At 65.7% G+C, this 26,421-nt stretch carries 16 protein-coding genes; 5 read left to right on the top strand and 11 right to left on the bottom strand.

Going from position 1 to position 26,421, the window contains the following annotated elements; translation table 11 throughout:
• Window positions 1–182 precede the first annotated feature (182 nt).
• Complete coding sequence (mnmH, locus tag ACFSQR_RS15715; protein WP_377730901.1) at window positions 183–1,244, bottom strand: tRNA 2-selenouridine(34) synthase MnmH; 1,062 nt, start codon at window positions 1,242–1,244, stop codon at window positions 183–185.
• Window positions 1,241–1,876: an arylesterase gene (locus ACFSQR_RS15710; RefSeq protein WP_377730900.1), complete on the bottom strand. Its 636-nt coding sequence runs from the start codon at window positions 1,874–1,876 to the stop codon at window positions 1,241–1,243. The genes mnmH and ACFSQR_RS15710 overlap by 4 nt, the downstream gene beginning before the upstream one ends.
• On the opposite strand from ACFSQR_RS15710, the gene ACFSQR_RS15705 reads away from it, so the two are divergent.
• Complete coding sequence (locus ACFSQR_RS15705; RefSeq protein ID WP_377730899.1) at window positions 1,875–2,606, top strand: ABC transporter ATP-binding protein; 732 nt, start codon at window positions 1,875–1,877, stop codon at window positions 2,604–2,606. The two genes, ACFSQR_RS15710 and ACFSQR_RS15705, sit on opposite strands and share 2 nt — an antisense overlap.
• Here the strand turns inward: ACFSQR_RS15705 and ACFSQR_RS15700 are convergent.
• Complete coding sequence (locus ACFSQR_RS15700) at window positions 2,566–4,059, bottom strand: NAD(P)H-hydrate dehydratase (protein ID WP_377730898.1); 1,494 nt, start codon at window positions 4,057–4,059, stop codon at window positions 2,566–2,568. The two genes, ACFSQR_RS15705 and ACFSQR_RS15700, sit on opposite strands and share 41 nt — an antisense overlap.
• An 86-nt stretch (window positions 4,060–4,145) precedes the next feature.
• Between ACFSQR_RS15700 and ACFSQR_RS15695 the strand changes: the two genes are divergently transcribed.
• Window positions 4,146–7,748: a hydantoinase B/oxoprolinase family protein gene (locus tag ACFSQR_RS15695; protein WP_377730897.1), complete on the top strand. Its 3,603-nt coding sequence runs from the start codon at window positions 4,146–4,148 to the stop codon at window positions 7,746–7,748.
• Here the strand turns inward: ACFSQR_RS15695 and ACFSQR_RS15690 are convergent.
• Window positions 7,745–9,373 (bottom strand): tetratricopeptide repeat protein, encoded by a 1,629-nt coding sequence (locus ACFSQR_RS15690; RefSeq protein WP_377730895.1) that lies wholly within the window; start codon window positions 9,371–9,373, stop codon window positions 7,745–7,747. The genes ACFSQR_RS15695 and ACFSQR_RS15690 overlap by 4 nt on opposite strands.
• Window positions 9,374–9,597: 224 nt before the next feature.
• On the opposite strand from ACFSQR_RS15690, the gene purL reads away from it, so the two are divergent.
• Complete coding sequence (gene purL, locus ACFSQR_RS15685; RefSeq protein ID WP_377730894.1) at window positions 9,598–13,611, top strand: phosphoribosylformylglycinamidine synthase; 4,014 nt, start codon at window positions 9,598–9,600, stop codon at window positions 13,609–13,611.
• 119 nt (window positions 13,612–13,730) lie between these two features.
• On the opposite strand, the gene ACFSQR_RS15680 is transcribed toward purL, so the two are convergent.
• From ACFSQR_RS15680 to ACFSQR_RS15650, 7 genes are all read right to left on the bottom strand, one after another.
• Window positions 13,731–15,347 (bottom strand): methyl-accepting chemotaxis protein, encoded by a 1,617-nt coding sequence (locus ACFSQR_RS15680; RefSeq protein WP_377730893.1) that lies wholly within the window; start codon window positions 15,345–15,347, stop codon window positions 13,731–13,733.
• A 225-nt stretch (window positions 15,348–15,572) separates the two neighbouring features.
• Window positions 15,573–16,355: a peptidylprolyl isomerase gene (locus tag ACFSQR_RS15675; protein ID WP_377730892.1), complete on the bottom strand. Its 783-nt coding sequence runs from the start codon at window positions 16,353–16,355 to the stop codon at window positions 15,573–15,575.
• A gap of 70 nt (window positions 16,356–16,425) precedes the next feature.
• On the bottom strand, window positions 16,426–17,208 hold the full coding sequence (locus ACFSQR_RS15670) for a peptidyl-prolyl cis-trans isomerase (protein WP_377730891.1): 783 nt from the start codon (window positions 17,206–17,208) through the stop codon (window positions 16,426–16,428).
• Window positions 17,209–17,314: 106 nt separating this feature from the next.
• A complete protein-coding gene (locus tag ACFSQR_RS15665; RefSeq protein WP_377730890.1) occupies window positions 17,315–17,578 on the bottom strand; it encodes a BolA family protein in 264 nt (87 codons plus the stop codon).
• A complete protein-coding gene (locus ACFSQR_RS15660; protein ID WP_377730889.1) occupies window positions 17,575–18,207 on the bottom strand; it encodes a septation protein A in 633 nt (210 codons plus the stop codon). The genes ACFSQR_RS15665 and ACFSQR_RS15660 overlap by 4 nt, the downstream gene beginning before the upstream one ends.
• 6 nt (window positions 18,208–18,213) lie before the next feature.
• Window positions 18,214–18,609: a peptide-methionine (R)-S-oxide reductase MsrB gene (msrB, locus tag ACFSQR_RS15655; protein ID WP_377730887.1), complete on the bottom strand. Its 396-nt coding sequence runs from the start codon at window positions 18,607–18,609 to the stop codon at window positions 18,214–18,216.
• Window positions 18,610–18,619: 10 nt separating this feature from the next.
• Entirely contained in the window at window positions 18,620–20,119 is a 1,500-nt protein-coding gene (locus tag ACFSQR_RS15650; RefSeq protein ID WP_377730910.1) for a YdiU family protein, read from the bottom strand.
• 252 nt (window positions 20,120–20,371) lie between these two features.
• On the opposite strand from ACFSQR_RS15650, the gene ACFSQR_RS15645 reads away from it, so the two are divergent.
• Window positions 20,372–24,259, top strand: a complete 3,888-nt coding sequence (locus ACFSQR_RS15645) for a DUF3857 domain-containing protein (protein ID WP_377730886.1) — start codon at window positions 20,372–20,374, stop codon at window positions 24,257–24,259.
• A 64-nt stretch (window positions 24,260–24,323) separates the two neighbouring features.
• Complete coding sequence (locus ACFSQR_RS15640; RefSeq protein ID WP_377730885.1) at window positions 24,324–26,411, top strand: 3-hydroxyacyl-CoA dehydrogenase NAD-binding domain-containing protein; 2,088 nt, start codon at window positions 24,324–24,326, stop codon at window positions 26,409–26,411.
• The last annotated feature ends 10 nt before the right edge of the window (window positions 26,412–26,421 follow it).

The raw sequence follows: 26,421 nt of genomic DNA, 5'->3' as shown, positions 1-26,421 counted from the left end.
AACCCGCACAACCAAACCTCGAATTCTTGCTTCCGCATGGCCAAGTCCTCCAGAAGAGCTACTTGGTTTGACCGGATGCTTGCTTTCAGGTTCCACACTTAACGTGGACATAGCCATAAAAAACGGCATCCCTCGGGATGCCGTTTTTGTTTCCGGGGACTGTCCCGGGAAGGGCGGGGCCGCTATGCCGCGAGCTGTTTCAGGTGCTGTGCAGCGGCCTCGAAATGTTCCGGATCGATGCCCGGCAATTCCAGCGGCAGCGCGTCCCCATACTGCACGAAGTTGCGGTCGATCGAGCGCAGGTAGGCCGGATCGTAGTGGTCGGCCAGCAGCAGCGCCACCAGCTCTTCGATGCGTCCGCTGTTGGCCAGCGCATGCCAGGCATCGATCTTCTCGCGCCCATGCAGCTTGACCAGGTGGTCGAGCTGCGCGTTCAGCACCTCCGGGTTGGCAGCGAAATGGTGGTAGTCCTCCATCAGCAGGCGCACGCGGTCGTCGCGCGACAGCGACAGGGCGATGCATGGCGACTGGCGCATCGTGTCCATCAGCGCGTCCGGCACCCGCAGGTTGCCGACCTTCTTGCTTTCCGATTCCACGAACACCGGCTGTGACGGATTGAAGCGGCGCAGTGCGTCCCAGATGCGCGATTCGAACAGCTTCTGGCTCGGCTGCGGTTCGTCGGGCAGGTGGCCCAGCACCGAACCCCGGTGCGCGGCCAGCTTTTCCAGGTCCAGCACCTGCGCGCCGGCGGCATCGAGTACCTCCAGCAGGCGGCTCTTGCCGCTGCCGGTGGTGCCGCACACGACACGGAACGGCAGAGTGGGCGCCTCCGCCAGATCGGCGCTGACGCGGGCGCGGTAGGCCTTGTAGCCGCCGTCCAGCTGCACCGCGGGCCAGCCGATCCGCGCCAGCACGTGCGCCATCGATCCGCTGCGGTTGCCGCCGCGCCAGCAGTACACCAGCGGCTTCCACTCGCGCGGATGGCCGCTCAGGTGCTCTTCGATATGGCGGCCGATATTCTTCGATACCAGCGCGGCGCCCACCTTCTTGGCCTCGAACGAGTTGACCTGTTTGTACAGCGTGCCGACCTGCTCGCGCTCGGCGTCGTCCAGCACCGGGTAGTTGATGGCGCCGGGCAGGTGGTCGAGCGCGAATTCGGACGGACTGCGCACATCGATGATCGCGTCGAACTCGTCCAGTCCGGGCAGGATCTGGCTGAACAGCTGGAGTGCCGGGTACTTCATCGTGCGTTGACCAGTTTCGAGAATTGCGGCCAGATATTGGCGAGGATGATCGGATGCGCTTCCGCTGCCGGATGCAGGCGGTCCGGCTGGAACAGCGCCGGCTTCTCGGCCACGCCGTCGAGCATGAACGGCACCAGGCCGGTCTTGTATTCCTTGGCCAGCTTCGCATACACGGCGTGGAAGCGTTCGGTGTAGTCGCGGCCGTAATTGGGCGGCATGCGCATGCCGATCAGGAGTACGCGCGCCTTGTTCTTTTGCGCCAGCTCGATCATCGCGCGCAGGTTGGCCTCGGCGGCTGCCACCGGCAGGCCGCGCAGGCCGTCGTTGGCGCCCAGTTCGATCACCACGATGTCGGGGCGGTGCTGGCGGATCAGGGCCGGCAGGCGGGTGCGCCCGCCGCTGCTGGTTTCGCCGCTGATGCTGGCGTTGACGACCGCCGCGTCGATGTTCGCGGCTTCCAGTTTCCGCTCCAGCAGGGCAACCCAGCCCGCGCCGCGCGTCAATCCATACTCGGCCGAGAGGCTGTCGCCGAGCACCAGCACCGTTTTTGGTGCAGAATAGGCGCTTGCCGGAAGCGCAACGGCCAACAGCAGCAGCAAGCGAAGAACAAATTTTTTGAAAAGATCAGGCATGCGTGACATCGAAGAAGGACGATCCAGCCAAGTGGCGACGGGCGAAACGCGCGCTCACTGCGCGATCGAAGTTATCAATCTGTCCAAGACGGTCTCCGACGCGAGCGGCGAGCTGACCATCCTGCACCATGTGGATTTTACAGTGCAACCGGCCGAAACGCTTGCGATCGTCGGGGCCTCCGGCTCGGGCAAGTCCACGCTGCTCGGTTTGCTGGCCGGCCTTGACAGTCCGTCCACCGGCAAGGTCTTGCTGAACGGGCAGGATATCTTTGCGCTCGACGAGGATGGCCGCGCGGCGCTGCGCAAGGCGGAGCTGGGATTCGTGTTCCAGTCGTTCCAGCTGCTCGCGCACCTGAACGCGCTGGAGAACGTCATGCTGCCGCTGGAATTGCGCGGCGATCCGGACGCCAGGGAGAAAGCCACCGCCATGCTTGGACGCGTCGGCCTGTCGGCGCGCCTGAAGCATTACCCGAAGTACCTGTCCGGCGGCGAGCAGCAGCGCGTCGCGCTGGCGCGCGCCTTCGTCACCGAGCCGCCGCTGCTGTTCGCCGACGAGCCGACGGGCAGCCTGGATGCGGCGACCGGCGAAGCCATCATCGCCCTGATGTTCGAACTGAACCGCGAACGCGGTTCCACCCTGGTGCTGGTGACGCACGATCCGTCGATCGCGCGCCGCTGCGGCCGCACCATCACAATCGCCGCTGGCCGGATCGTCCAACAAGACCATTGAGGACGCGGCGGGCCGCCACGGGCAGCTCGCCGGCCGTCAGGCCGATCGGTCCCGCGCCTTGCGCCACCAGCTCGTCCGCGGCCTGTCCGTGGATCCAGGTGGCGCCCAGTGCCGCCTCGGGCACCGGCCAGCCCTGCGCCAGCAGGCTGCCGCAGAGTCCCGCCAGCACGTCGCCGCTGCCGGCCGTCGCCAGGCCCGGATTGCCGGTCGGGTTGATCACGATCGCGTCGCCATGGGCGATCACGCTGCCCGCACCCTTCAGGATCACTGCCGCGTTGAAGCGTTTGGCCAGTTCGTGCGCGGCCGCCATGCGGTCCGCCTGCACGATCGCGCTGGTCATGCCGAGCATGCGCGCGGCCTCCAGCGGGTGGGGCGTCAGCACCGCGTTGCCGCGCGCCGCCAGCCGCTGTTGCAGGTCGGGACTGGTGGCCAGCAGGTTGAACGCATCGGCGTCCAGCACCAGCGGCGAGGCGCTGTCGAAGGCGCGCAGCAGCACGTGCACCGCGTCCGGCGAGGTGCCCAGCCCCGGTCCGGCCACGATGGTCGCCGAGGCGTAGTCGAATCCTGCGGCGGCGCGGCACATCAGCTCCGGCTGGCCCGGATCGAGCGCTGGACCATCGTCGAGGAATACCGCGAACACGCGGCCTGCGCCGCCCAGCAACGCCGCGCGGGACGCCAGCAGCGGCGCGCCGGACATCCCGCGCGCGCCACCGACCACCGCCACGTTGCCGAAGCTGCCCTTGTGCGAATTCACGCCGCGCGGACGCAGGTGGCCGGCGAACAGCGCCGGCGCGTTGATGCGCGCCGCCGGCTCCGGGAACATGTCCGGCGCTATGCCGAGGGAGGCAACGATGACTTCGCCGGCGTGGGCCTTGCCGTCCCCCGTGTGCAGGCCCGGCTTGTCCCCAATGAAGGTGACCGTGTGCGTGGCCATGACGGCGGTACCGGCCGGACCCACCACCGCGCCGGTTTCGGCATCCAGCCCGCTTGGCACATCCAGTGCGAGTACCGGGCAGTCGGCCGCCGATGCGTAGGCCGCCAGTTCCGCGGCGCGCCCGGCCAGCGGCCGTGCCAGGCCGATGCCGAACATCGCATCGACGACCAGCGCGAAGCGGCCCGGCGGCAGCGCGGCCGTCAACACGGCGCCGGCAGCCTGTGCGCGCAGCAGCGCATGGTGGGCTTCCGGCGAGCGTTCCTCCGCCGAGCCGAGCTGCACCACGGTCACTTCCGCGCCCAGTTCGGCCAGATTGGCAGCCACCTCGAGTCCGTCGCCGCCGTTGTTGCCCGGACCGGCCAGCACCAGCACGGCGGCGCCGGCGGGCGGGCCGGCGATGCCAAGCGCGGCTTCGGTGGCGGCGCGGCCCGCGCGATGCATCAGCGTCCCGCCGGGCAGGCCTGCGGCAGCGGCGGTTTCGATCGCCCTGATCTGGGCGGTATTGAAGAGTGCGTCCACGGTTCATTCTCCACTTGAATTGCTATTTTCGCTAAAATCGCGCCGCCACGCGACTACAATACTGCGACATCATTGAAAGGACGAGCATGGACTGGCAATTCTGGATCGATCGTGGCGGCACGTTTACGGATATCGTGGCCCGCCGCCCGGACGGCCAGCTCGTCACGCACAAGCTGCTGTCGGAGAATCCCGGGCAATACCGCGACGCTGCAGTGGCCGGTATCCGCCACCTGCTGGGCGTGGCGGAAGGGGAGCCGGTCACGGCAGAGCAGGTCGAGGCGGTCAAGATGGGCACCACCGTTGCCACCAATGCGCTGCTCGAGCGCAAGGGCGAGCCGACCGCGCTGGCGATCACGCGCGGCTTCCGCGATGCGCTGCGCATCGCCTACCAGAACCGTCCGCGCCTGTTCGACCGCCACATCGTGCTGCCCGAACTGCTGTACCAGGAGGTCGCCGAGGTCGACGAGCGCATCGGCGCGCACGGCGACATCGTCACGCCGATCGACGAGGCCGCAACGCGCGCCGCACTGGAAGCGATCCATGCGCGCGGCATCCGTGCGCTGGCCATCGTCTTCATGCACGGTTACCGCTACACGCAGCACGAACAGGCGGCCGAGCGCATCGCGCGCGAAATCGGCTTCACCCAGGTGTCGGTGTCGCACAAGATCAGCCCCCTGATGAAGCTGGTCGCGCGTGGCGACACCACGGTGGTGGACGCCTACCTGTCGCCCATCTTGCGCCGCTACGTGGACCAGGTCGCGACCCAGCTTCCCGGCGTGAACCTGCAGTTCATGCAGTCGAGCGGCGGCCTGACCAACGCGCACACGTTCCAGGGCAAGGACAGCATCCTGTCGGGACCCGCGGGCGGCATCGTCGGCATGGTCCGGGCCAGCCAGCTGGCCGGTTTCGACCGCGTCATCGGTTTCGACATGGGCGGCACCTCGACCGACGTGTCGCATTTTTCCGGCGAGTTCGAACGCGTGTTCGAAACGCAGGTGGCAGGCGTGCGCATGCGCGCGCCGATGATGAGCATTCATACCGTGGCCGCGGGCGGCGGCTCGATCCTGCATTTCGACGGCAGCCGCTACCGCGTCGGCCCGGACAGTGCCGGCGCCAACCCGGGCCCAGCCAGCTACCGCCGCGGCGGTCCGCTCGCGGTCACCGACTGTAACGTCATGCTCGGCAAGATCCAGCCGCGCCACTTCCCGGCACTGTTCGGCGAGGGCGGCGACCAGCCGCTCGACGTGGAGACGGTACGCAAACGCTTTGCAGCCATGGCGCGCGAGATCGGGGCGGCGACCGGGGCCACGCCGTCGCCCGAGCAGGTGGCGGACGGCTTCATCCGCATCGCGGTGGGGAACATGGCCAACGCGATCAAGCAGATTTCGGTGCAGCGCGGCCACGACGTCACCGAATACACGCTGACCAGCTTCGGCGGCGCCGGCGGCCAGCACGCCTGCCTGGTGGCCGATGCGCTGGGCATGAAAACGGTGTTCGTGCATTCGCTGGCCGGCGTCATGTCGGCCTACGGCATGGGCCTGGCCGACCAGTCCGCGATGCGCGAGCAGGCGGTCGAGGCGCGCCTGGCCGACCTGCCGGACGGCGCGCTGGAGCGCACCCTCGCAGGCCTGTGCGAGGCTGCGTCCGGCGACCTGGCAGGGCAGGGCGTCCCGCCCGGGCGTATCTCGCTGGTGCGCCGTGTCCACTTGCGCTACGAAGGCACCGATTCGGCGCTGATCGTTCCGTTCGGCGACCCGGCCTCGATGCAGGCCGCTTTCGAGGCCGCCTACCGCAAGCGCTTCTCCTTCCTCATGCCGGGCAAGGCGCTGGTGGTGGAGGCGGTGTCAGTGGAAGCGATCGGCGCCTCGGATGCGCCGCCGGAACAGCCCGTGGCGGCAGCGCCGAGGACCGCGCCGCTGCATGGCGACGAGACGGTGCGCATGTACGCGGGCGAGCGCTGGCACGACACCCGGCTGTACCGCCGCGCCACGCTGCAGCCGGGCGACCGGGTCAGCGGGCCGGCCATCATCGCCGAGGACAACGCCACCACGGTAGTGGAGCCGGGCTGGCAGGCCGAGGTCACGCCCTACAACCACCTGGTCCTGCGCCGTACCGAGGCGCTGCCCGAGCGGCGCGCCATCGGCACCACGGCCGACCCGGTCATGCTCGAAATCTTCAACAACCTGTTCATGTCGATCGCCGAGCAGATGGGACTGCGCCTGCAGAATACGGCGTATTCGGTCAACATCAAGGAGCGGCTGGACTTCTCGTGCGCGATCTTCGACGCGGACGGCAACCTGATCGCCAACGCGCCGCACATGCCCGTCCACCTCGGGTCGATGGGCGAGAGCATCAAGACGGTCATGCTGCGCAATGCCGGCAGCATGCGCCCGGGCGACGTGTACATGCTCAACGACCCGTACAACGGCGGCACGCACCTGCCCGACGTGACCGTGATCTCGCCGGTGTTCGACGACGCGGGCCGGGAGATCCTGTTCTACGTCGGCTCGCGCGGCCACCATGCCGACATCGGCGGCACCACGCCGGGTTCGATGCCGCCGGATTCGGTGTCGATCGACCAGGAGGGCGTCCTGATCGACAACTTCAAGCTGGTCGACGGCGACACCGGCCTGCTGCGCGAAGCGGAAACGCGCGCGCTGCTGTGCGGCGCAGCCTACCCGGCCCGCAATCCCGACCAGAACCTGGCGGACCTGCGGGCGCAGGTGGCGGCCAACCAGAAGGGCGTGGACGAACTGCGCAGGATGGTCGCGCATTTCGGGCTGGACGTCGTGCGTGCCTACATGGGACACGTGCAGGACAACGCGGAAGAGGCGGTGCGCCGCGTGATCACCGCGCTGTCGGACGGCCAGTACACCTACGAGCTCGATAACGGCGCCGTGATCCGGGTCGCGATCCGCGTGGACCGCGAGGCGCGCAGCGCCGTGGTCGATTTCACCGGCACCTCGGGCCAGCTGGCCAACAACTTCAACGCGCCGCAGGCGGTGTGCATGGCGGCGGTGCTGTACGTCTTCCGCACCCTGGTCGACGACGAGATCCCGCTCAATGCGGGCTGCCTCAAGCCGATCCAGGTGATCGTGCCGCCCGGCTCGATGCTGAATCCGCGCTATCCGGCCTCGGTCGTGTCGGGCAATGTGGAGACCTCCACCTGCATCACCAACGCGCTGTACGGCGCGCTGGGCGTGATGGCGGCCTCGCAGGGCACGATGAACAACTTCACGTTCGGGAATGCGCGCTACCAGTACTACGAGACCATCTCGGGCGGCTCGGGAGCGGGCGAGGGGTTCGACGGCACCGACGTGGTGCAGACCAACATGACCAACTCGCGCCTCACGGACCCGGAGGTGCTGGAGTTCCGCTTCCCGGTGCGCCTGGACAGCTACGAGATCCGGCATGGCTCGGGCGGCGCGGGACGCTGGCATGGCGGGAACGGCGGCGTGCGGCGGGTACGGTTCCTGGAACCGATGACGGCGGCGATCCTGTCGAACAACCGCATCCATGCGCCGTTCGGCATGGCGGGCGGCGAACCGGGCGCGCGTGGCCTGAACCGGGTGGAACGCGCCGATGGCACGGTGGAGGAACTGCCGCACATCGCGCGCACGCAGATGGAGCCGGGCGACGTGTTCGTGGTCGAGACGCCCGGCGGCGGCGGCTACGGGCAGAAGGGCTAGCCGGAGATACCGTAGCGGCGCTTGGCGGAGTGAAAGGCGTCGGTCAGCTCCGCCAGTTGCGCGTGTGAGGGGTCGAGCTGGCGTATGTTCGACAGCTGCTGGCTGCACAGTTCCGCCAGCGGATGGTCCCACCCCAGCTCGTCCACCTGCCGCAGGATGGCCTTCGACAGTGCCAGCATGACCGGCAGGTTCCCCGGCGCCATGCGCAGCGCCTCGCTGAGCGTGTGGACCGCGCCTTTCAGGTCGCCCATGGCGGACTTTTCCGTCGCCACGTTCATCAGCGTTGCGACCTGGCGCTTCATCTTGCTGCCCATCGTATCGGCCAGGTCGGGCCGGCCCGCCTTGACGAAGACGCCCGTGGCCTGGCCGACGGTAACGCCGCTGTCCGGATCGGCCAGCGCATCGAGCATGACCTGGGTAGCCTGGTTGTCGAGTTGATGCGCGAGGCAGCTGCGCGCCAGCCCCAGCTTGAGCTGCGCCGACAATCCCGGCGCTGCGCGCACCGCCTCCACCGCCGCGTTGAGGGCTGCTTCGGCCGCTTCCTGCTCGCCCGCCGCGTCATGGATCATCGCGCTGGACACGGCCATGCACGCTTCGGCCTTCGGGTTGCCGCGCATGGACTTCTCGATATCGCGCACCACCGCGGCCGCCGCCGGCTGGTCGCCCTTGCGCAGCAGGGTGCGCGCCAGGTTGACGTGGTCTTCGGGATCGCGGAACTCCGAGTAGCGCGAGCGCGCCACGACCTGCTTGTATGATTTCTCCGCCGCAGCCACGTCGCCCGAGTCCAGTGCGACATGGCCCAGGTGGCGCAGGCGCCGCACCATGTGCGGCGACACCGCGACCGCTTCTTCGAGCACGCGCTTGGCGTCACCGTTGCGGCCCGCCTGTTCGTGGCACTGCGCCAGCAGGTCGTAGGCCGCCATGAAACGGGGATTGGACGAGATCAGTGCGTTGAGCATTTCGACCGCCTCGTCCAGCCGCTCCTGCCCCGCCAGTGCCCGCGCCAGGCCCAGTTCGGCCCAGCCGATCGACTTCGATTGCAGGATCGCGCGGTACAGTTCTTCCGCCTGCTGTACTTCGCCCAGGTTCAGGTGTAGCTCCGCGCGCAGGCGCATGAAGTCGACCGCGTAGCGCGTGCCCCTGGCCGACGCGTCGGCGCAGCTGCGGATGGCGGCGCGCAGGTCGCCCTGGCCGATCTGCAGGTAGGTCGGCACGAAGGCCGCGCGGCGCTCGAGCGCCCGGGCGATGCGTCCGCTCAGCATGTCGACCGTAAACGGCTTGAGGATATAGTCGGTGGGCGTCAGTTCGGCCGCGGAGACCACCTTGCTGTACACGCCTTCGGACGTGATCATGATGAAGATGGTCAGCATGCCGATCAGGCGATGGTGGCGCAGGTCTTCCAGCAGCTGCTGGCCGTCCTGGCCGTCTTCCTGGCCGCTGCCAAGGTCGTATTCGCACAGGACGATGTCGAACTGCTTCTTCATCACGGCGCGGACGGCCGTGCCGGCGCTGACCGCATACTCGATTTTCGAGATGTTCAGCAGGTTGAGCATGTTCTGGAAGCTGCCCCGCATGCCGGGGCTGGGGTCGATAACCAGTACCGACAGCTTGCTGTTGTCTTGCATCGTCTCTTCCGGGTTTTTTTATTATGGCGGGCGCCGGGGCGCCTTCAGGTCAATACGATACGTGATGTGGACCTCTGCGGCAACCGGCGCCGCGGCGCAAGCGGGAATGGACGCGCCCAACGGTTTTCCGCGTCCGCCGGGGCGACGCGCATGGTGCGACGCGGTATAATAGCGAGCTCACATCATTAACCCGCAGCCGCGCTGCATCAACCGACCTCCACGCCATGTTGATCCTGCCGGGCTCCAATGCCCTGTCTGCCTTCCGCCAGCAACGCCTCCTGACCCAACTGCAAGCTGCCGCACCTGCCGTCGCCTCGGTCACCGCTCGCTACTACCATTTCATCGATGTCCATGGCGAGCTGTCCGCCGCGGACACGCAGCGCCTTGGCGCCATGCTGACGTACGGCGAACCTGCCGCGGCGGCGGGCGAGGGCGGGGCGGTCGAGGAATTCTTCGTCGTACCGCGCCTGGGCACCATCTCGCCGTGGGCGTCGAAAGCCACCGACATCGCGCACAACTGCGGCATGTCGCACATCCACCGCATCGAGCGCGGCGTCGCCTACCGCGTCGAGCTGAAGTCCGGTTTCCTGGGCATCGGCGGCAGCAAGAAGCTGGGCGCCGACGAAGCGCAGGCCGTGAGCGCGCTGCTGCACGACCGCATGACCGAGTCTGTGCTGCGCAGCGCCGACGAGGCCTCCAACCTGTTCTCCGAGCTGCAGGGACGCCCGCTGGAACGCATCGACGTGATCGGCCAGGGCCGCGCTGCGCTGGACCGCGCCAATACGGAGCTGGGCCTGGCAATGTCGGAAGACGAAATCGTCTACCTGCTGGACGCTTTCACCAAAGCCGGGCGCAACCCGACCGATGTGGAGCTGATGATGTTCGCGCAGGCGAACAGCGAGCATTGCCGCCACAAGATCTTCAACGCCGACTGGATCATCGACGGCGTCAAGCAGGAGAAGTCGCTGTTCCAGATGATCAAGAACACGCACCAGTTGCAGCCGAAGGGCACCATCGTGGCCTACTCGGACAACTCGTCGATCATCGAAGGCGCCACCGTCACGCGCTTCTATCCTCGCGCAGGTAACGAATACGCCGGCACCGAAGAACTGGTGCACACCCTGATGAAGGTCGAGACCCACAACCACCCGACCGCGATTTCGCCGTTCCCGGGCGCTTCCACCGGCGCCGGCGGCGAGATCCGCGACGAGGGCGCGACCGGCCGCGGCGCCAAGCCGAAGGCGGGCCTGACCGGCTTTACGGTCTCGAACCTGATGCTGCCGGACGCCGTGCGTGCATGGGAAAACGCGGCCAGCGTGACGGCCACCGGCGCGCGCGAAGCGGCGCCTGCCTACGGCAAGCCGGAACGCATCGCCTCGCCCCTGCAGATCATGATCGACGGGCCGATCGGCGGCGCCGCCTTCTCGAACGAATTCGGCCGCCCGGTCCTGGGTGGCTACTTCCGTACCTACGAACAGAACGCGGGCGAGGCCGGCGTGTACGGCTACCACAAGCCGATCATGATCGCGGGCGGCATCGGCAACATCTCCGCGCAGCACACGCACAAGAACGACATCCCGGTCGGCAGCCTGCTGATCCAGCTGGGTGGACCAGGCATGCGCATCGGCATGGGCGGCAGCGCCGCGTCGTCGATGGCGACCGGCACCAACACCGCCGACCTCGATTTCGACTCGGTCCAGCGCGGCAATCCGGAGATGGAACGCCGTGCCCAGGAAGTCATCAACGCCTGCTGGGCGATGGGTGCGGACAACCCGATCATCTCGATCCACGACGTGGGCGCGGGCGGCCTGTCGAACGCTTTCCCTGAAATCACCAACGATGCCGGCCGTGGCGCAATCTTCGACCTGCGCAAGGTGCCCCTGGAAGAATCCGGCATGGCTCCGAAGGAGATCTGGTCCAACGAATCGCAGGAGCGCTACGTGCTCGCGATCGCGCCGGAAAACCTTCCTGTGTTCGCCGCGCTGTGCGAGCGCGAACGCGCGCCGTTCGCGGCGGTCGGCGTCGCCACCGAAGAACGCCAGCTGAAGGTCATCGACCCGCTGGCCGGCGACAACCCGGTCGACATGCCGATGGACGTCCTGCTCGGCAAGCCGCCGAAGATGACGCGCGACGTCGCGCACGTGCAGCGTGCATTCCCGCCGGTCGACCTCACGGGCCTGGACCTGGCCGACGTGGCCCAAAAGGTGCTGCTGCTGCCGACCGTGGCCGACAAGTCCTTCCTGATCACCATCGGCGACCGCACCGTGGGCGGCATGTCCGTGCGCGACCAGATGGTCGGCCCGTGGCAGGTCCCGGTGGCCGACTGCGCGGTCACCACCATGAGCTACGACGGCTACGTGGGCGAAGCGATGGCGATGGGCGAGCGCACGCCGCTGGCCGTGATCGACGCCGCCGCATCGGGCCGCATGGCCGTGGGCGAGGCGGTGACCAACATTGCCGCTTCGCCGATCCGCGACATCTCCGACATCAAGCTGTCGGCCAACTGGATGGCCGCCTGCGGCCAGCCTGGCCAGGACGCGGCCCTGTTCGACACCGTGAAGGCGGTCGGCATGGAACTGTGCCCGGCGCTGGGCATCAGCATCCCGGTCGGCAAGGACTCCCTGTCCATGCGCACCACCTGGAACGACGGCGGCGAAGCCAAGGCGGTGATTTCGCCGGTCTCGCTGATCGTGTCCTCGTTTGCGCCGGTGTATGACGTGCGCAAGGCGCTGACCCCGCAGGTGCGCACCGACCTGGGCGAGACCGCGCTCATCGTGATCGACCTGGGCCGCGGCAAGAACCGCATGGGCGCCTCTGCGCTCGCGCAGGTCACGCAGCAGCTTGGCGACGCGGTGCCGGACGTCGACGATCCGCAGGACCTGAAAGCCTTCTTCGCCGCGATCCAGCAGCTGAACGCAGACGGCAAGCTGCTGGCCTACCACGACCGTTCCGACGGCGGCCTGTTCGCGACCCTGGCCGAGATGGCCTTCGCGGGCCGCGCCGGACTGACCGTCAACCTCGACATCCTTGCCCACGAAGGCGAGCACGCCGACTGGGGCGACGCCAAGAACTGGGCAGGGCAGGTGGCCGAGCGCCGCAACGAACTCACCCTGCGCGCGCTGTTCTCCGAAGAACTGGGCGCGGTGGTGCAGGTGCGCGAGGCCGACAAGAAGGCCGTGATGGACGTGCTGCGCGCGAACGGCCTGGGTGCCTGCAGCCATATCATCGGCAAGACCAACGACCGCGGCGTGATCGAATTCACCCGCGACGCCAAGGTCATCTACAGCGAAAAGCGCAGCGCGCTGCACCGCCTGTGGAGCGAGACCAGCTGGCGCATTGCGCGCCTGCGCGACAACCCGGCCTGCGCCGACATGGAATACGACCGCCTGCTGGACGAAGAAGATCCAGGCATCTCGCCGAAGGTCACCTTCGACCCGAGCGAGAACGTGGCGGCGCCGTTCCTGGCCACCGGCGTGCGCCCGCGCGTCGCGATCCTGCGCGAGCAGGGTGTCAACTCGCACATCGAGACCGCGTACGTGATGCACCAGGCGGGCTTTGCGGCCGTCGACGTGCACATGAGCGACCTGATCGCCGGCCGCGCCAGCCTGGCCGATTTCCAGGGCGTGATCGCGGTGGGCGGCTTCTCGTACGGCGACGTGCTGGGTGCGGGCGAAGGCTGGGCCAAGACCATCCTGTTCAATGCCGCGCTGTCGGACCAGTTCGCGCAGTTCTTCGCGCGCAAGGACACCTTCGGCCTGGGCGTGTGCAACGGCTGCCAGATGATGAGCAACCTGAAATCCATCATCCCCGGTGCGCATGCGTGGCCGAAGTTCACCCGCAACAAGTCCGAACAGTTCGAAGCGCGCTTCGGCATGGTCGAGGTGCTCGATTCGCCGTCGATCTTCTTTGCCGGCATGGCGGGCACCGTAGCGCCGATCGCGATCGCGCACGGCGAGGGCTTCGCGGACTTCAGCCAGACCGGCGACATCGGCGGCGTGATCAAGGCGATGCGCTTCGTCGACAACCGCGGCCAGGCCACCGAAGCGTACCCGTTCAATCCGAACGGCTCGCCGCAGGGCCTGACGGCGGTGACGACCGAGGACGGACGCTTCAGCGTCATGATGCCGCACGCTGAGCGCGTGTTCCGCACCGTGCAGCAGTCGTGGCATCCGGATGGCTGGGGCGAGGAATCGCCATGGATGCGCATGTTCCGCAACGCGCGCAAGTTCGTCGGCTAAGCGGGAAAACGGAAAGCGCTCCTTGCGGAGCGCTTTTTTTTCGTCCGCTTGTTGGCGGAATCGGCCATGTTTTAGCCGATTCCGCCAAAGCGGGTAGGGGACCGGCTCCGGGTGGTGCGCTAGCGGAGCATCGGCATGGCCCCATGCAGCGCTGGCGAGCGCATTCCATTGCGCTTCGGCGTGCCCGGCACCGAGACCAGCCGGAACTCATCCACCAGCCGCGCCAGGTTCTCGGCCTGCCGCGCCATCTCGGCCGCTGCAAGCGCGGTCGATTCGATCATCTGCCCGTTCTGCTGGGTGGCCTGGTCCATGTGCACGATCGCCTGGTTCACCTGCTCGATCCCGGCGCTCTGTTCGCGCGTCGCGTTCGAGATATCCTGCATGAAGCTGGACAGCTTGCCGACCGTTTCGACCACTTCCGCAATCCGCGCCCCAGCCTCGTCGACCGCGGCGCGGCCCCTGGCCACCCGGTCCACCGAATCGGCGATCAGTGCGCTGATCTCGTGCGCTGCAGTGGCCGATCGCTGCGCGAGGCTGCGCACCTCGGCCGCGACAACGGCGAATCCGCGCCCCTGTTCGCCCGCGCGCGCCGCCTCCACCGCTGCGTTGAGCGCGAGGATATTGGTCTGGAATGCGATCGAGTCGATCACGCCGGTGATGTCCGCAATGCGCGCCGAGCTGTCGCGGATCGATCCCATCAGCTCGACCATGTTGCGCACCGATTGGCCGCCGGCTTCGGCGGTTTTGGATGCGGTAAGGGCGAGCGCGCTGGCCATGCCCGCGTTGTCCGCGTTCTGGCGCACGGTCCCGGTCAGTTCTTCCATCGACGCGGCGGTTTCTTCCAGCGAGCTGGCTTGCGACTCGGTGCGCACCGACAGGTCCGCATTCTCTTGCGCCACCCCGGCGGCGCCGCCGTTGAGGACTCCGGTGGCCTCCTTGATCTGGCCGACCATCAGTTTCATATTGGTCTGGAGGACCCGCAGCGCCTGCAGGATGGCGCTGATCTCTTCGGCGCCGCCGCCGTCGATCTTTACCGTGAGGTCGCCCGCGCTCATGCCGGCGATATGGCGCCGCGCCATCTCCAGCGGCGCGATCATCGAGCGGGAAAGCATGACGCTGCCGCAGATTGCGGCCGCCACGCCGGCGAGGCCCGCGGCCCAGCGCCACGGCGAATCCGGCGCAGCCGCCATCTCGGCCAGGAACAGCGCAGCCAGCAGGATCGCCAGCGCGCGCAGCCTGCTGCCGCACGAAATGCGGGAAAGGGAGGCAAAGCGTGTCCAGAACGAGCGCCGCACCACCTCGCCGTCGCGGATGAAAATGGCGGTACTGCCTTCGCGGATCGCGCGGTAGGCTTTTTCCGCCGCTTCGACCTTGGCGCGGTCAGGCTTGACCCGTACCGAGGTGTAGCCGGTCACCTGTCCGTTCACCAGCATCGGCGCGGCATTCGCTTCGACCCAGTAGTAGTCGCCGTTCTTGCAGCGGTTCTTGACCAGCCCGGTCCACGCCTTGCCGGCCTTGATCGTGGCCCAGAAGTCGGCGAAGGCTTCGCGCGGCATGTCGGGGTGGCGCAGGATGTTCTGCGGCGCGCCGATCAGCTCTTCGGCGGAGTAGCCGCTGATCTCGATGAAGTCCTTGTTGGCATAGATGATGTTTCCAGCCAGGTCGGTTTTGGAGACCACCGTCTGGTGGTCCTTCAAGACGTATTCGGTGTTGGTTACCGGCAGGTTGTTCCGCATTGATCGTAACTAGTGATAGAAAAGCCACGATAGTATTGACGCAACTCAAAAAAATAATTGATTTGAATCAAATAGAGTTGCGAAAAGGACATTGCCGACACGGTTGCGGGCGTCCAGCGGTTCCTGGCAAAAAGTACGGCCACGGTCGCAGCGGGCATCCTGCCAAGGCCAGCGGCCCAATAAAAAACGCTCCCGAAGGAGCGTTTTTCGATGCGCAGACCCGGATTACTGGATCTTGGCCTTCTTGACCAGCGACTCGCGGTACTGGGCCAGGCGGCGCTGCTGCACCGACTGTGCGGCCTGCTGCTTGACTTCGTCCAGCGACGGCAGCTTGGTGGCGCGGGTGTCTTCCAGCTTGATCACGTGCCAGCCGAACTGGGACTTGACCGGCGCTGCGGTGACTTCGCCTTTCTTCAGGGCGACCATGGCAGCCGAGAAGTTCTGGTCGTACATCGATGGGGACGCAAAGTCCAGGTCGCCGCCCTGGGCAGCCGAACCGTCCTTCGAGTGGGCCTTGGCCAGGTCTTCGAACTTCGAGCCCGACTTGATCTTGGCGATCAGGTCCTTGGCTTCCTGCTCGGTCGGAACCAGGATGTGGCGTGCGCGGTATTCGGTGTCGCCCATCGACTTCTTGAAGTTGTCGTACTCGGCCTTGATGTCGGCGTCGGTGACAGGGTTCTTCTTGACCCAGTCCGCCAGCAGCGCATTGATCACGATGCTCTGGCGTGCGTTGTCCATAGCGGCCTTGACTTCAGGCTTGTTGCCATAGCCCTGCTTGTCCGCTTCCTGGACCATGACTTCGCGGGCGATCAGCGCCTGCTTGACTTGCGCGCGCAGTTGCGGGGTGTCGCTTAGGCGGCCCTGCGATTGCGCGACTTCCGCTTTGACGATCGCGTCAAGCCTGGAAGCTGGAATGCCTTTGCCATTGACGGTCGCAACGTTCTGGGCGAAAGCCGGAACGGCCACGAGGGCGGACAGGGCTAACAGGCGAGCTGGCTTCAACATCATGGTGCACATCCTATAAAAAATAGTGGAGCAATTCCCGGCGCGCGCAGGCGCCGGGCTAAAAACGAGGAATTTACTGGACTTTGGCCTTTTTGACCAGTTGTTCCTGATACGACATCAATTTACGCTGCATCAGCTGGTTGGCGACTTCCTGCTTCACTTCTTCCAGTGCCGGGAACTTGGTGGCGCGCACGTCGTCCACTTTGATCACGTGGAAGCCTGCCTGGGTACGTACTGGATTTTCCGTGACTGCGCCCTTTTGCAGGGAGGTCACGGCAGCTGCGAATTCAGCAGGGAAGGCCGCAGGCGCTGCCCAGTCCAGGTCGCCGCCATTGGCAGCGGTGCCGGGGTCCTTGGACGCGGTCTTGGCCACGTCTTCAAACTTCTGGCCGCCCTTGATCTTGGCGATCGCCGCCTTGGCGTCCGCTTCGGTCTCGGTCAGGATATGGCGCACGTGGTATTCCTTGTCGCCGATACGCGCCTTTTCCTTGTCGTACTCGGCCTTGATTTCCGCATCCGGCACCGGGTTCTTGGCGGCGTAGTCACGCACCAGCGCGTTCACGACGATGCTCTGGCGGGCGTTGTCCAGCGCCTGGCGCACTTGCGCGTTCTTGGTCAGGCCCTGCTTTTCCGCTTCCTGCATCAGCACTTCGCGCTCGATCAGTTCACGCTTGATCTGCTCGCGCAGCTGCGGGGAGTCCGGCTGCTGGCCTTGGGCCACCATGCTCTGGACCACTGCGTTCAGGCGCGAGGTCGGGATCGGCTTGCCGTTGACCACGGCGAGGTTCTGGGCGAACGCAGGCGCCGCAGCCATGGCGAGAAGGGCGAGCAGCAGACGGGCTGGCTTAAAAGTCATGTGAAATTCCTGTAGGGGGAGTTCTGGATTGGACTACTTCATTATTATGAATCGTTCGATTGTCGAACAGATTTCTTAAGAAACCCTGAAAGTCGGCATGCCCCTGTCACGCTTCGGACGGGGCCAGCGCAGTGATGGCAAGGGCATGGATGTCGGACTTCATCATTTCTTGCAAAGCATCATACACCAGCCGATGGCGCATGACGAGCCTCTGCCCCTCGAAGCGGGGGGAGACGATCTTGAGGCTGTAGTGGCCGCCTCCGGAAGCGGCGCCCGCGTGGCCCACATGCATATGGGAGTCGTCGCTCAGCTCAATGAGCGATGGCTCCAGCACGGCCAGCAGTTCGCGCATGCGTTCGATGCGGTTCATGCGCCTTCTTCCTTGATGTGCTTGGACAGGTACAGGCTCTGGCCGATCAGGAACGCGAAGGTCATGCCGATCAGGCCGAAGGTCTTGAAGTTGACCCAGGCGTCGGTATCGCCCTTGAAGATGACGAAGGCGACGACCATGTTGACCAGGCCGACGATGAAGAAGTAGACGATCCAGCCCATGTTCAGGCGGTTCCAGACCTGGTCGGGCAGCGTGACGGCGGCCGCCATGACCTCGCGCACCAGGTTCTTGCGGAAGAACACCTGCGCGCCGAGCAGGACGGCGGCGTAGATCCAGTGCAGGATGGTCGGCTTCCACTTGATGAAGGAGTCGTCGTGCAGGTAGACGGTGGCGCCGCCGAACACGACGATCACGATCACGGACAGCCACAGCATCATGTCGATCTTGCGCCCGCGCGCCTTGACGTAGGCGACCTGGATCACCGAGGCGACCATCGCGACCAGCGTGGCCACCATGATCGGCCCCTGGTCGGCCGGGATCTTTCCGTCCGCGACAAAGGCCGAGACGTACTGCTGGATGAAGGCATGGGATTCCACCGGATAAATGCCCGCGATCTTGTAGACCGCGAAGAACAGCAGGACCGGGAACAGGTCGAACAGGAATTTCATAAGTCGTCAGGTTGGTTCGAACCGCAGGGCGGCCGAGTTGATGCAGTAGCGAAGTCCGGTCGGCGGCGGGCCATCGGGGAACACGTGTCCCAGGTGGGCGTCGCAGACGGCGCAGATAATTTCGGTGCGCAGCATACCATGACTGCGGTCCACCTTTTCGATCACATTGTGCGGGTCCAGTGCGCGGAAGTAGCTCGGCCAGCCGCAGCCCGATTCGAACTTGGCGTCCGACTCGAACAGGGGCGTGTCGCAGCACACGCAGTGGTAGATCCCGTGCTCGTGGTGGTCCCAGTACTTGCCCGTGAACGCACGCTCGGTCGCCGCGTGGCGCGTGACCTGGTACTCCATCGGATCGAGCTGGGCGCGCCACTCGGCGTCGGACTTGACGACTTTTTCGCTCATGGTTGGCTCCTTACGAAGAACAGCTGACTTCAAGTTCGCTCGCCCAGTCCGGCGGCAGCGCGGCGTACTGCTCGTTTTCCGGCTGTTCGTCGAAGGGGTTTTCCAGCACCGCGAGCAGCTTTTCGACTTCCGAGAAGTCCTTGCGCTGCGCCTTCTCGATCGCCACTTGGGCCAGGTAGTTGCGCAGCACGTACTTGGGGTTGACCCTGTCCATCGCGGCCTTGCGCGCGCCGTCCACGCTCTGTTCGCGGCGCAGGCGCTCGCGGTAGCGCAGCGCCCAGGCATCGAACTCGTCGCGGTGCAGGATCAGGTCGCGCAGCGGCTCGTCGTGTTCAGGATGCTCCACCTGCAGGTTGCCCAGCTTGCGGAAGAACTGGGTAAAGTCCACGTGGCTGTTCTGCATGACGGCGAACAGGCCGTCGATCAGTTCGCGGTCGCCATCCTCGAAGGTGGCCAGGCCGATCTTTGCATGCAGCAGATGGTCGATCTTCATCGCGAATTCGGCCTGGTAGTCGGCCAGGGCGGCCTCGGTTTCCTCGACGGAGCCGATCAGCGGCAGTAGCGCCTGGCCGAGCGCGTAGCAGTTCCAGTGGCCGATCTGCGGCTGGTTGGCGTAGGAATAGCGGCCCTGCTGGTCGGTGTGGTTGCAGATATGGCGCGAATCGAACGCTTCCATGAAGCCGAACGGGCCGTAGTCGAGCGTGAGGCCGAGGATCGACATATTGTCGGTATTGAGCACGCCGTGCATGAAGCCGACCGCCTGCCATTGCGCCACCAGGTGCGCGGTGCGGCGGGTGACTTCCCTGAGCAGCGCGGCGTACGGGTTCGCGTGTTCGCGCAGCCCGGCATAGAAGTTGTCGATCACATAGTCGGCCAGCACGCGCAATTCGTCGAACTGGTTGCGGTAGAACCAGTGCTCGAAGGAGCCGAAGCGCACGAAGCTGGGCGCCATGCGCGTCACCACCGCCGAGGTTTCCATCGTCTCGCGGATGACCGGCCGGTCCGAACCGGTGATCATCAGCGCGCGCGTGGTCGGGATGCCCAGCGCCGCCATCGCTTCCGAGCACAGGAACTCGCGGATGGAGGAGCGCAGCACAGCGCGGCCATCGGCATGGCGCGAGTAGGGCGTCATGCCGGCGCCTTTCAGCTGCAGTTCCAACGGGTGGCCGCCTGTCTTCGATGGCACGCTGCCCAGCACGATCGCGCGGCCGTCGCCCAACTGGCCGGCCCAGACGCCGAACTGGTGGCCCGAGTACACGGCCGCCAGCGGCTTGGCGCCCTCCGGCACGGCGTTGCCGGTGAACGCGGCGACGAAGTCCTCGTTGCGCAGCAGTTCCGGCGACAGGCCCACCAGTTCGGCCGCCCGCGCGCTGGCCGCTACGAAGTAGGGATCAGGCAGCGGGGTGGGCATCAGGCGGGTATAAAAGGCAGGCGGCAGTTCCGCGAACCCGTTCGCCAGGTTCAGTTGTTCGGCTTTGATAGTGGTTGTCCAGGTAAGTTCGTTGCTGATTTGATTCTACCGCAGCACATTGTTTCGTGTAGGACGAGACACCATATTGATGAGAACTCGATTGGCATCCCGAAAAGGCCGTTAGAATCGGCATATATCTACTTTTGGTTCCCGCAACCGTTTTCCATGCGCCTCGTCCTGACTCTCCTGGCATCGTCATCCCTTATCTGCGCGAATCTGCATGCGGCGCCCCAGCCGCCGGCGAGCACGTCACTAGCGCAACGTACTGACACCTTCGTTCGGAACGCTCCGATGCCGCACTGGGCACAGCCCCTGGCCGAGGCGCCGGAAACCAGCCGCAAGGACGCAGTGGTCGTCCGCCTGGCCGAAACCCAGGCGTATATCGGCAAAAAGTACGCCTATCTCGTGAACCAGGTGGTGCAGGCGAACGACCGCTCGGCCCTGTCCGAGATTGGCCAGTTCAGCGTGGACTACTATCCGGCCTATCAACGGCTGCTGCTGCACAGGGTGGCCATCATCCGGAACGGCAGCGTGAGTGACCGCACCGCCTCCGCCAGCTTGCGGCTGCTGGACCAGGAATCGGAAGCGAACCAGGGCGTCTATGGCGGGGCCACTACCATGCGGCTGTTGCTGGACGACGTCCAGCGTGGCGATGCACTGTGGGTGACGTACACCAAGGAGGGGCGGAACCCGGTCTTCGGAAATAAATTCACGGACCGCTTCAGCATCCAGCGCAGCACGCCGATCGAGCTGCGGCGCCTCACCTTGTTACAGGAGGAAGGACGCGCTATCGACTGGATCCAGGTGAGCGACTTCAAACTTCAATCGATCGATCCCTCCGTCGATACCGTCGGTTCCCTGAAACGGACCCGCTTCGAAGCGAGGAACCTCGACGCAGTCCCTTCGGAGCCGTCGATACCGGCAAATTATTTTCCGGCGCAATTCCTTCACGCGACGGAATACAAGGATTGGAACGAGGTGGCGCGCTGGGCCAGCGCGCTATTCCCGGCGGTGCCGGCGTCGCCAGCTCTCGATGGCCTGGTGCGCCAGTTTGCGCGCGAATCCGGCGACGCCGCAAAAGCCGCTGCTGCGCTTCAATGGGTGCAGGACGAGATTCGATATTTCAGCGTCTCGATCGGCGAAAACTCCCACCGTCCGCAACCGCCCGACCTGGTCGTCAAGCGCCGCTATGGCGACTGCAAGGACAAAGCCTATCTGCTCGTCACCTTGCTGAAGCGCCTGGGCATCAAGGCCGAGCCGGTCCTGGTCAATGTGTCGGGACCGCGCGTGCCGGCGCGCCTGCTGCCCTCGACGCTCTGGTTCGATCACGCGGTGGTGCGCGTCACCCTGGGCGACAAGACCTGGCTGATCGATCCGACCCGCACAGGCGAGAAAGGCGCGATCGCCCAACGGCCAGCAGTGCTGCCCGGCGGTGTCGGCCTGGTGGCCGCACCGGACAGCAAGGCATTGCTGGAGATCGCGGACGTTGTCCCGGAGGAGCCGGGATTCGAACGCATCGAGAAGCTCGTGCTGCCGTCCCTCGATGGACCTGCGCAACTGGAGGTTCGGACAATCTACCGCGGACGGATGGCGAGCCAGGCACGCCGTGTGTTCCCATCCCTGTCCGAAAACGAACTGGAAAAGGAAGCCTTGTCCGGCCACGAGAAGCAGTACAGCGGCCTTGCACTGGCAGGCAACCCGCAGCTGATCGACAGCGACGATGGCGCCACGTACGAGCTGCAATCCCGGTTCACCCTCAAAAGCCCGGTGGAGATGCGCGAGAACGTGCCCTTTGTCACCTTCAGGACCAAGGTGCTGGAATCGACGCTCCAGATTCCGGACAAGCTGGTTCGCAACTTCCCGTTCGCGCTCCCGTATGGCAGGTACTATGGCCGCTACCGGATGGAGGTGATCTGGCCCGAGCTGACCCGCTCAGCGCCCAAGCCGCCCGTCGCCGCGATTGTCGACACACCTTATTTCAGCGCGCGCGACGAGATATCGTTCCGCGGCAGGACCCTGTCGTATTCGCTCGAGTACCGGGTCAAGAGCGATGACGTCCCGGCCGCGTCGCTGCCGGACCTGCAGTCGAAAGTCCCCCTGCTCAATGAGTTCGACCCGGTGACGCTGCGCAGGCAGGAGACGACCGTGATCGAGGAGCCGGCGCGCAACGTGCTGTTCCGTGACCTGGAAACGGGCCGCTGGGGTTCGCTGATGGATGAACTCGCCAGGGACAAGGCGGCGCGCGAGGACGCGGGTAGCGATTTCTACTGTAACGTCGCCACCAGCGCCTATGCGGTCAGCATCAACAGTCCTGGCAAGAGTATGTCGCGCAAGTCCCTGATTGGTTCGCTGCCCACCGACGGCATTGTCGCGGAATCCCGGTGCGATGCGGTCGCCGCGTTCAAGACCGGCGACTTCAAGGATGCTGCACGGCGTTTCGCCGCAGGAGGGAACCTGCCAAATGACCATATGTTCTTGCCACGGCAGGCCTGGTCGCTATTGCACGCCGGGGACCGATCCGGGGCGCTCGCCAACATGGAGCGATTCGTCCACGCCCGCATCAGGGAAGGGAAGCTGAATTCGCTGGAGATTGCGGACGCGCTCGCGCTGTACCAGCGCGCCGGCGTGCCATTCCCTTCGTTCCTGCTGGAGCAGGTACCCGGGGACCTGGAACAATGGCCGCGTCCTGTCATAGCAATGCAACTGGGCAAGATGACGCCTGCTGAACTGATCGGACGTGCAGAAGTACTGGATCGCGACGAACGCATTGCGGCACTGAACGATGCGTGGCTCTACGTCGCGCAATGGCACTTCGCGCGGGGCGACAAGGCTGCCGGCCTCGAAGCCTTGCGCTGGTACCCGGTGAACGGCCTTCTTGGCTCCGACCGCCATGCGCACGCGTTTGCGGAACTGTGGCACCTTGAACAGAGTGACGCCGACCTCCAGGCTGGCCTTGAACTGTGGAACGCCGGCAAGCATGGCGACGCGATTGCTTTCTTCCGCAAAGCAGCGCAGCGGCAACAGCCCTACGGTCAATATTGGCTGGGCGTGGCGTATTACAGCGGAAAGGGCGTCGCGAAGGACCTGGGCGAGGCCAGGCAGTGGCTGGAAAAGGCCGCCAGCGCGGGCGTCGAGCATGCCATGAACGATCTGGGTTACATGGCCATGAATGGCGACTACGGTCCAAAAGACGAGAAGCTGGCACTGGAATGGCTCAGCAAAGCCGCTCGCCATGGACAGTACCATGCGTCGCACGTGCTCGGCGTTGCGTACGCCTATGGCAAGCTCGGCGTAGCGCAGGACAAGCAGCGTTCGTTCCATCATTTCTGGCAGGCGGCGCAACTCGGCAATCCGGAGTCGCAGGCTGCCCTGGCGGCCATCTATCGGTTGGGCAATGGGCAACCCCGGGACCCTGGCCTTGCCCACGTCTGGGCTAAGCGTTCTGCAGACAACGGCAATCCGAGCGGGATGGTCGAACTGGGCATCCTCCTGTGGAACGGGGCTGGCGTTGCGAAGGACGAGAAAGCAGCGCTCGACCTGCTGAGGAAAGCTTCCGACATGGGAAGCCGTGAGGCGCAACAGTTCATTGCAGACACGTACATTGGAGCGACCGATGGCAAGCGGGACATCGACCAGGCACGAGAGTGGTACCTGAAAGCGGCGCAAAATGGCTCTGTTCACGCAAAGTACATGCTGGCCCTGCTCAGCACGGGAGAGCTCGGCGGCAAGGCCGATCACGCGAAAGCGCTCGAATGGTACAAGGCGGCTGCGGATGCGGGCTATCTCCCGGCCATTAACAATCTCGCCGACATGTATGAGAGGGGAGCAGGCGCGCCCCAGGATCTGGAAAAGGCGGTAGCGGGCTACCGGCAGGCGGCCACGGGCGGATTGGGCATGGCCATGTACAGCCTGGCGACGCTGTACGAACGGGGCCTCGGCCTGCCGCGCGACAAGCTGATGGCCTACACCTACTACGGCCTGGCGATCCAGCGAAAGGTCGACGATAAGCGCATCGACATTGCCAGGAAAAAGCAGGCCGAGCTGATCGCCGAGGCGACGCCGGCGCAGAAGACACAGGCAGATAAACTGATAGCGCAATGGAAGGAAAACGATCCGTTGCCAGGCGTTCCTGCCGGACTGCCAGGCGCAGGGGGAACGATCGAAACTGTCCGCAAATAAGACGGTCGTACTTTTATCTGCGGTATAGTGACGGGATTGCCATCTCAACACTACGAGGAACAGCATGACCGCCGAATACCAGGTGCAGGGCAGCGTCGCCGTCATCACCCTTAACAACCCTCCTGTCAACGGACTGGGGCTTGCGACCCGCAGCGCAGCAGTCGAAGGCATCCGCCGCGCGCAGGCGGACGACGCGGTCAAGGCGATCGTCCTGACCGGCGCGGGCAAGGCGTTTTCCGGCGGCGCCGACATCAAGGAATTCAACTCGCCCAAGGCGCTGACGGAGCCGACCCTGCACACCCTGATCAATGTGGTCGAAGGCTGCAGCAAGCCGGTGGTCGCCGCGATTCATTCCGTGTGCATGGGCGGCGGCCTGGAACTGGCGCTCGGCTGCCACTACCGCGTTGGCCTGCCGGGCGCGCAGATCGCGCTGCCGGAAGTGAAGCTTGGCCTGCTGCCCGGCGCTGGCGGCACGCAGCGCATGCCGCGCGTGGTGGGGCTGGAGATGGCCCTGAACATGATTGTGTCCGGCACGCCGGTGATGTCGGAAAAGCTGGCCGGCACCGCGCTCTTCGACGAACTGCTCCCGGCCGGCGCCGACCTGCTGGCGTCCGCCATCGCCTTCGCGAACAAGGTCGCGGACGTGCGTCCGCTGCCGCGCGTGCGCGACCGCAGCGTGGACTATCCGAACCACGAGGCCTTCCTGCAGTTCTCGCGCAATACCGTCAAGGCGATGGCGGGCGCGTTCCCGGCGCCGATCGAGTGCGTGGAGACGGTCGCGGCATCGGTGACGATGAAATTCGAGGACGGCCTGAAGTTCGAGCGCCAGCGCTTCCTGCACCTGATGCAGACGCCGGAGTCGAAGTCGCTGCGCCACGCCTTCGTGTCCGAGCGCGCCGCCGGCAAGGTGCCGGACGTGCCGTCCGATACGCCGGTGCGCACTATCTCCAGCGCTGCGATCGTCGGCGCCGGCACGATGGGCGGGGGCATCGCGATGGCCTTTGCCAACGCGGGCATTCCCGTAACGCTGGTCGAGACGAAGCAGGAAGCGCTGGAGCGCGGCCTGGCGACGATCCGCAAGAACTACGAAAGCACCCTCAAGAAGGGCAAGCTGACGCAGGAGAAGTTCGACCAGCGCATCGCCCTGATTAAAGGCACGCTGTCGTACGCCGACGCGGCCAATGCGGACATCGTGATCGAGGCCGTGTTCGAGGACATGGACGTCAAGGAGGCGGTATTCCGCCAGCTGGATGCGACCATGAAGCCGGGCGCCATCCTCGCATCGAACACCTCCACGCTGGACCTGGACCGCATCGCCAGCTTCACCAGCCGTCCGCAGGACGTCATCGGCCTGCATTTCTTCAGCCCCGCCAACGTGATGAAGCTGCTGGAGATCGTGCGCGGCAAGCAGACCGGCAAGGACGTGCTGGCTACCGCGCTTGCGCTGGCCAAGAAGCTCAAGAAGACCGGCGTGGTCTCGGGCGTGTGCGATGGCTTCATCGGCAACCGCATGCTGGAGCAGTACAGCCGCCAGGCGGGTTTCCTGCTCGACGAAGGCGCGACGCCGGAGCAGGTGGACAAGGCGATCGAGAAGTTCGGTTTTGCGATGGGACCGTTCCGCATGATCGACATGGCCGGCAATGACATCAGCTGGGCGATCCGCAAGCGGCGCGCAGTGGAGTCGCCGGAAGTGACGTTCTCGAAGACGGCCGACCTGCTGTGCGAGATGGGCCGCTTCGGCCAGAAGACGGGCGCCGGCTGGTACGACTACAAGCCGGGCGACCGCAAGGCCTATCCGTCGGACGTGGTGAACCAGATGATCGTGCAGCATTCGGCGGACCTCGGCATCGAGCGCCGCAAGATCAGCGATCAGGAGATCGTCGAACGGCTGGTGTACTCGCTGGTGAACGAAGGCGCAAAGATCCTGGAGGAGGGGATTGCGCTGAGGGCGTCGGACATCGACATGGTGTACCTGACCGGCTACGGATTCCCGCTGTACCGCGGCGGTCCGATGTTCTATGCCGATACGGTGGGCCTGCAGAACGTGCTGATGGCGATGGAGAAGTATGCGGTGGGCCCGCACGCCGAGGCGTGGAAACCGGCGCCGCTGCTGGTGAAACTCGCTGCCGAGGGCAAGACCTTCAACGGATGAATGGGACGGG

Source organism: Pseudoduganella sp. GCM10020061, from assembly GCF_042683405.1.
Lineage (GTDB): Bacteria > Pseudomonadota > Gammaproteobacteria > Burkholderiales > Burkholderiaceae_D > Telluria.
This window is presented reverse-complemented; position numbering and strand designations above follow the sequence as displayed.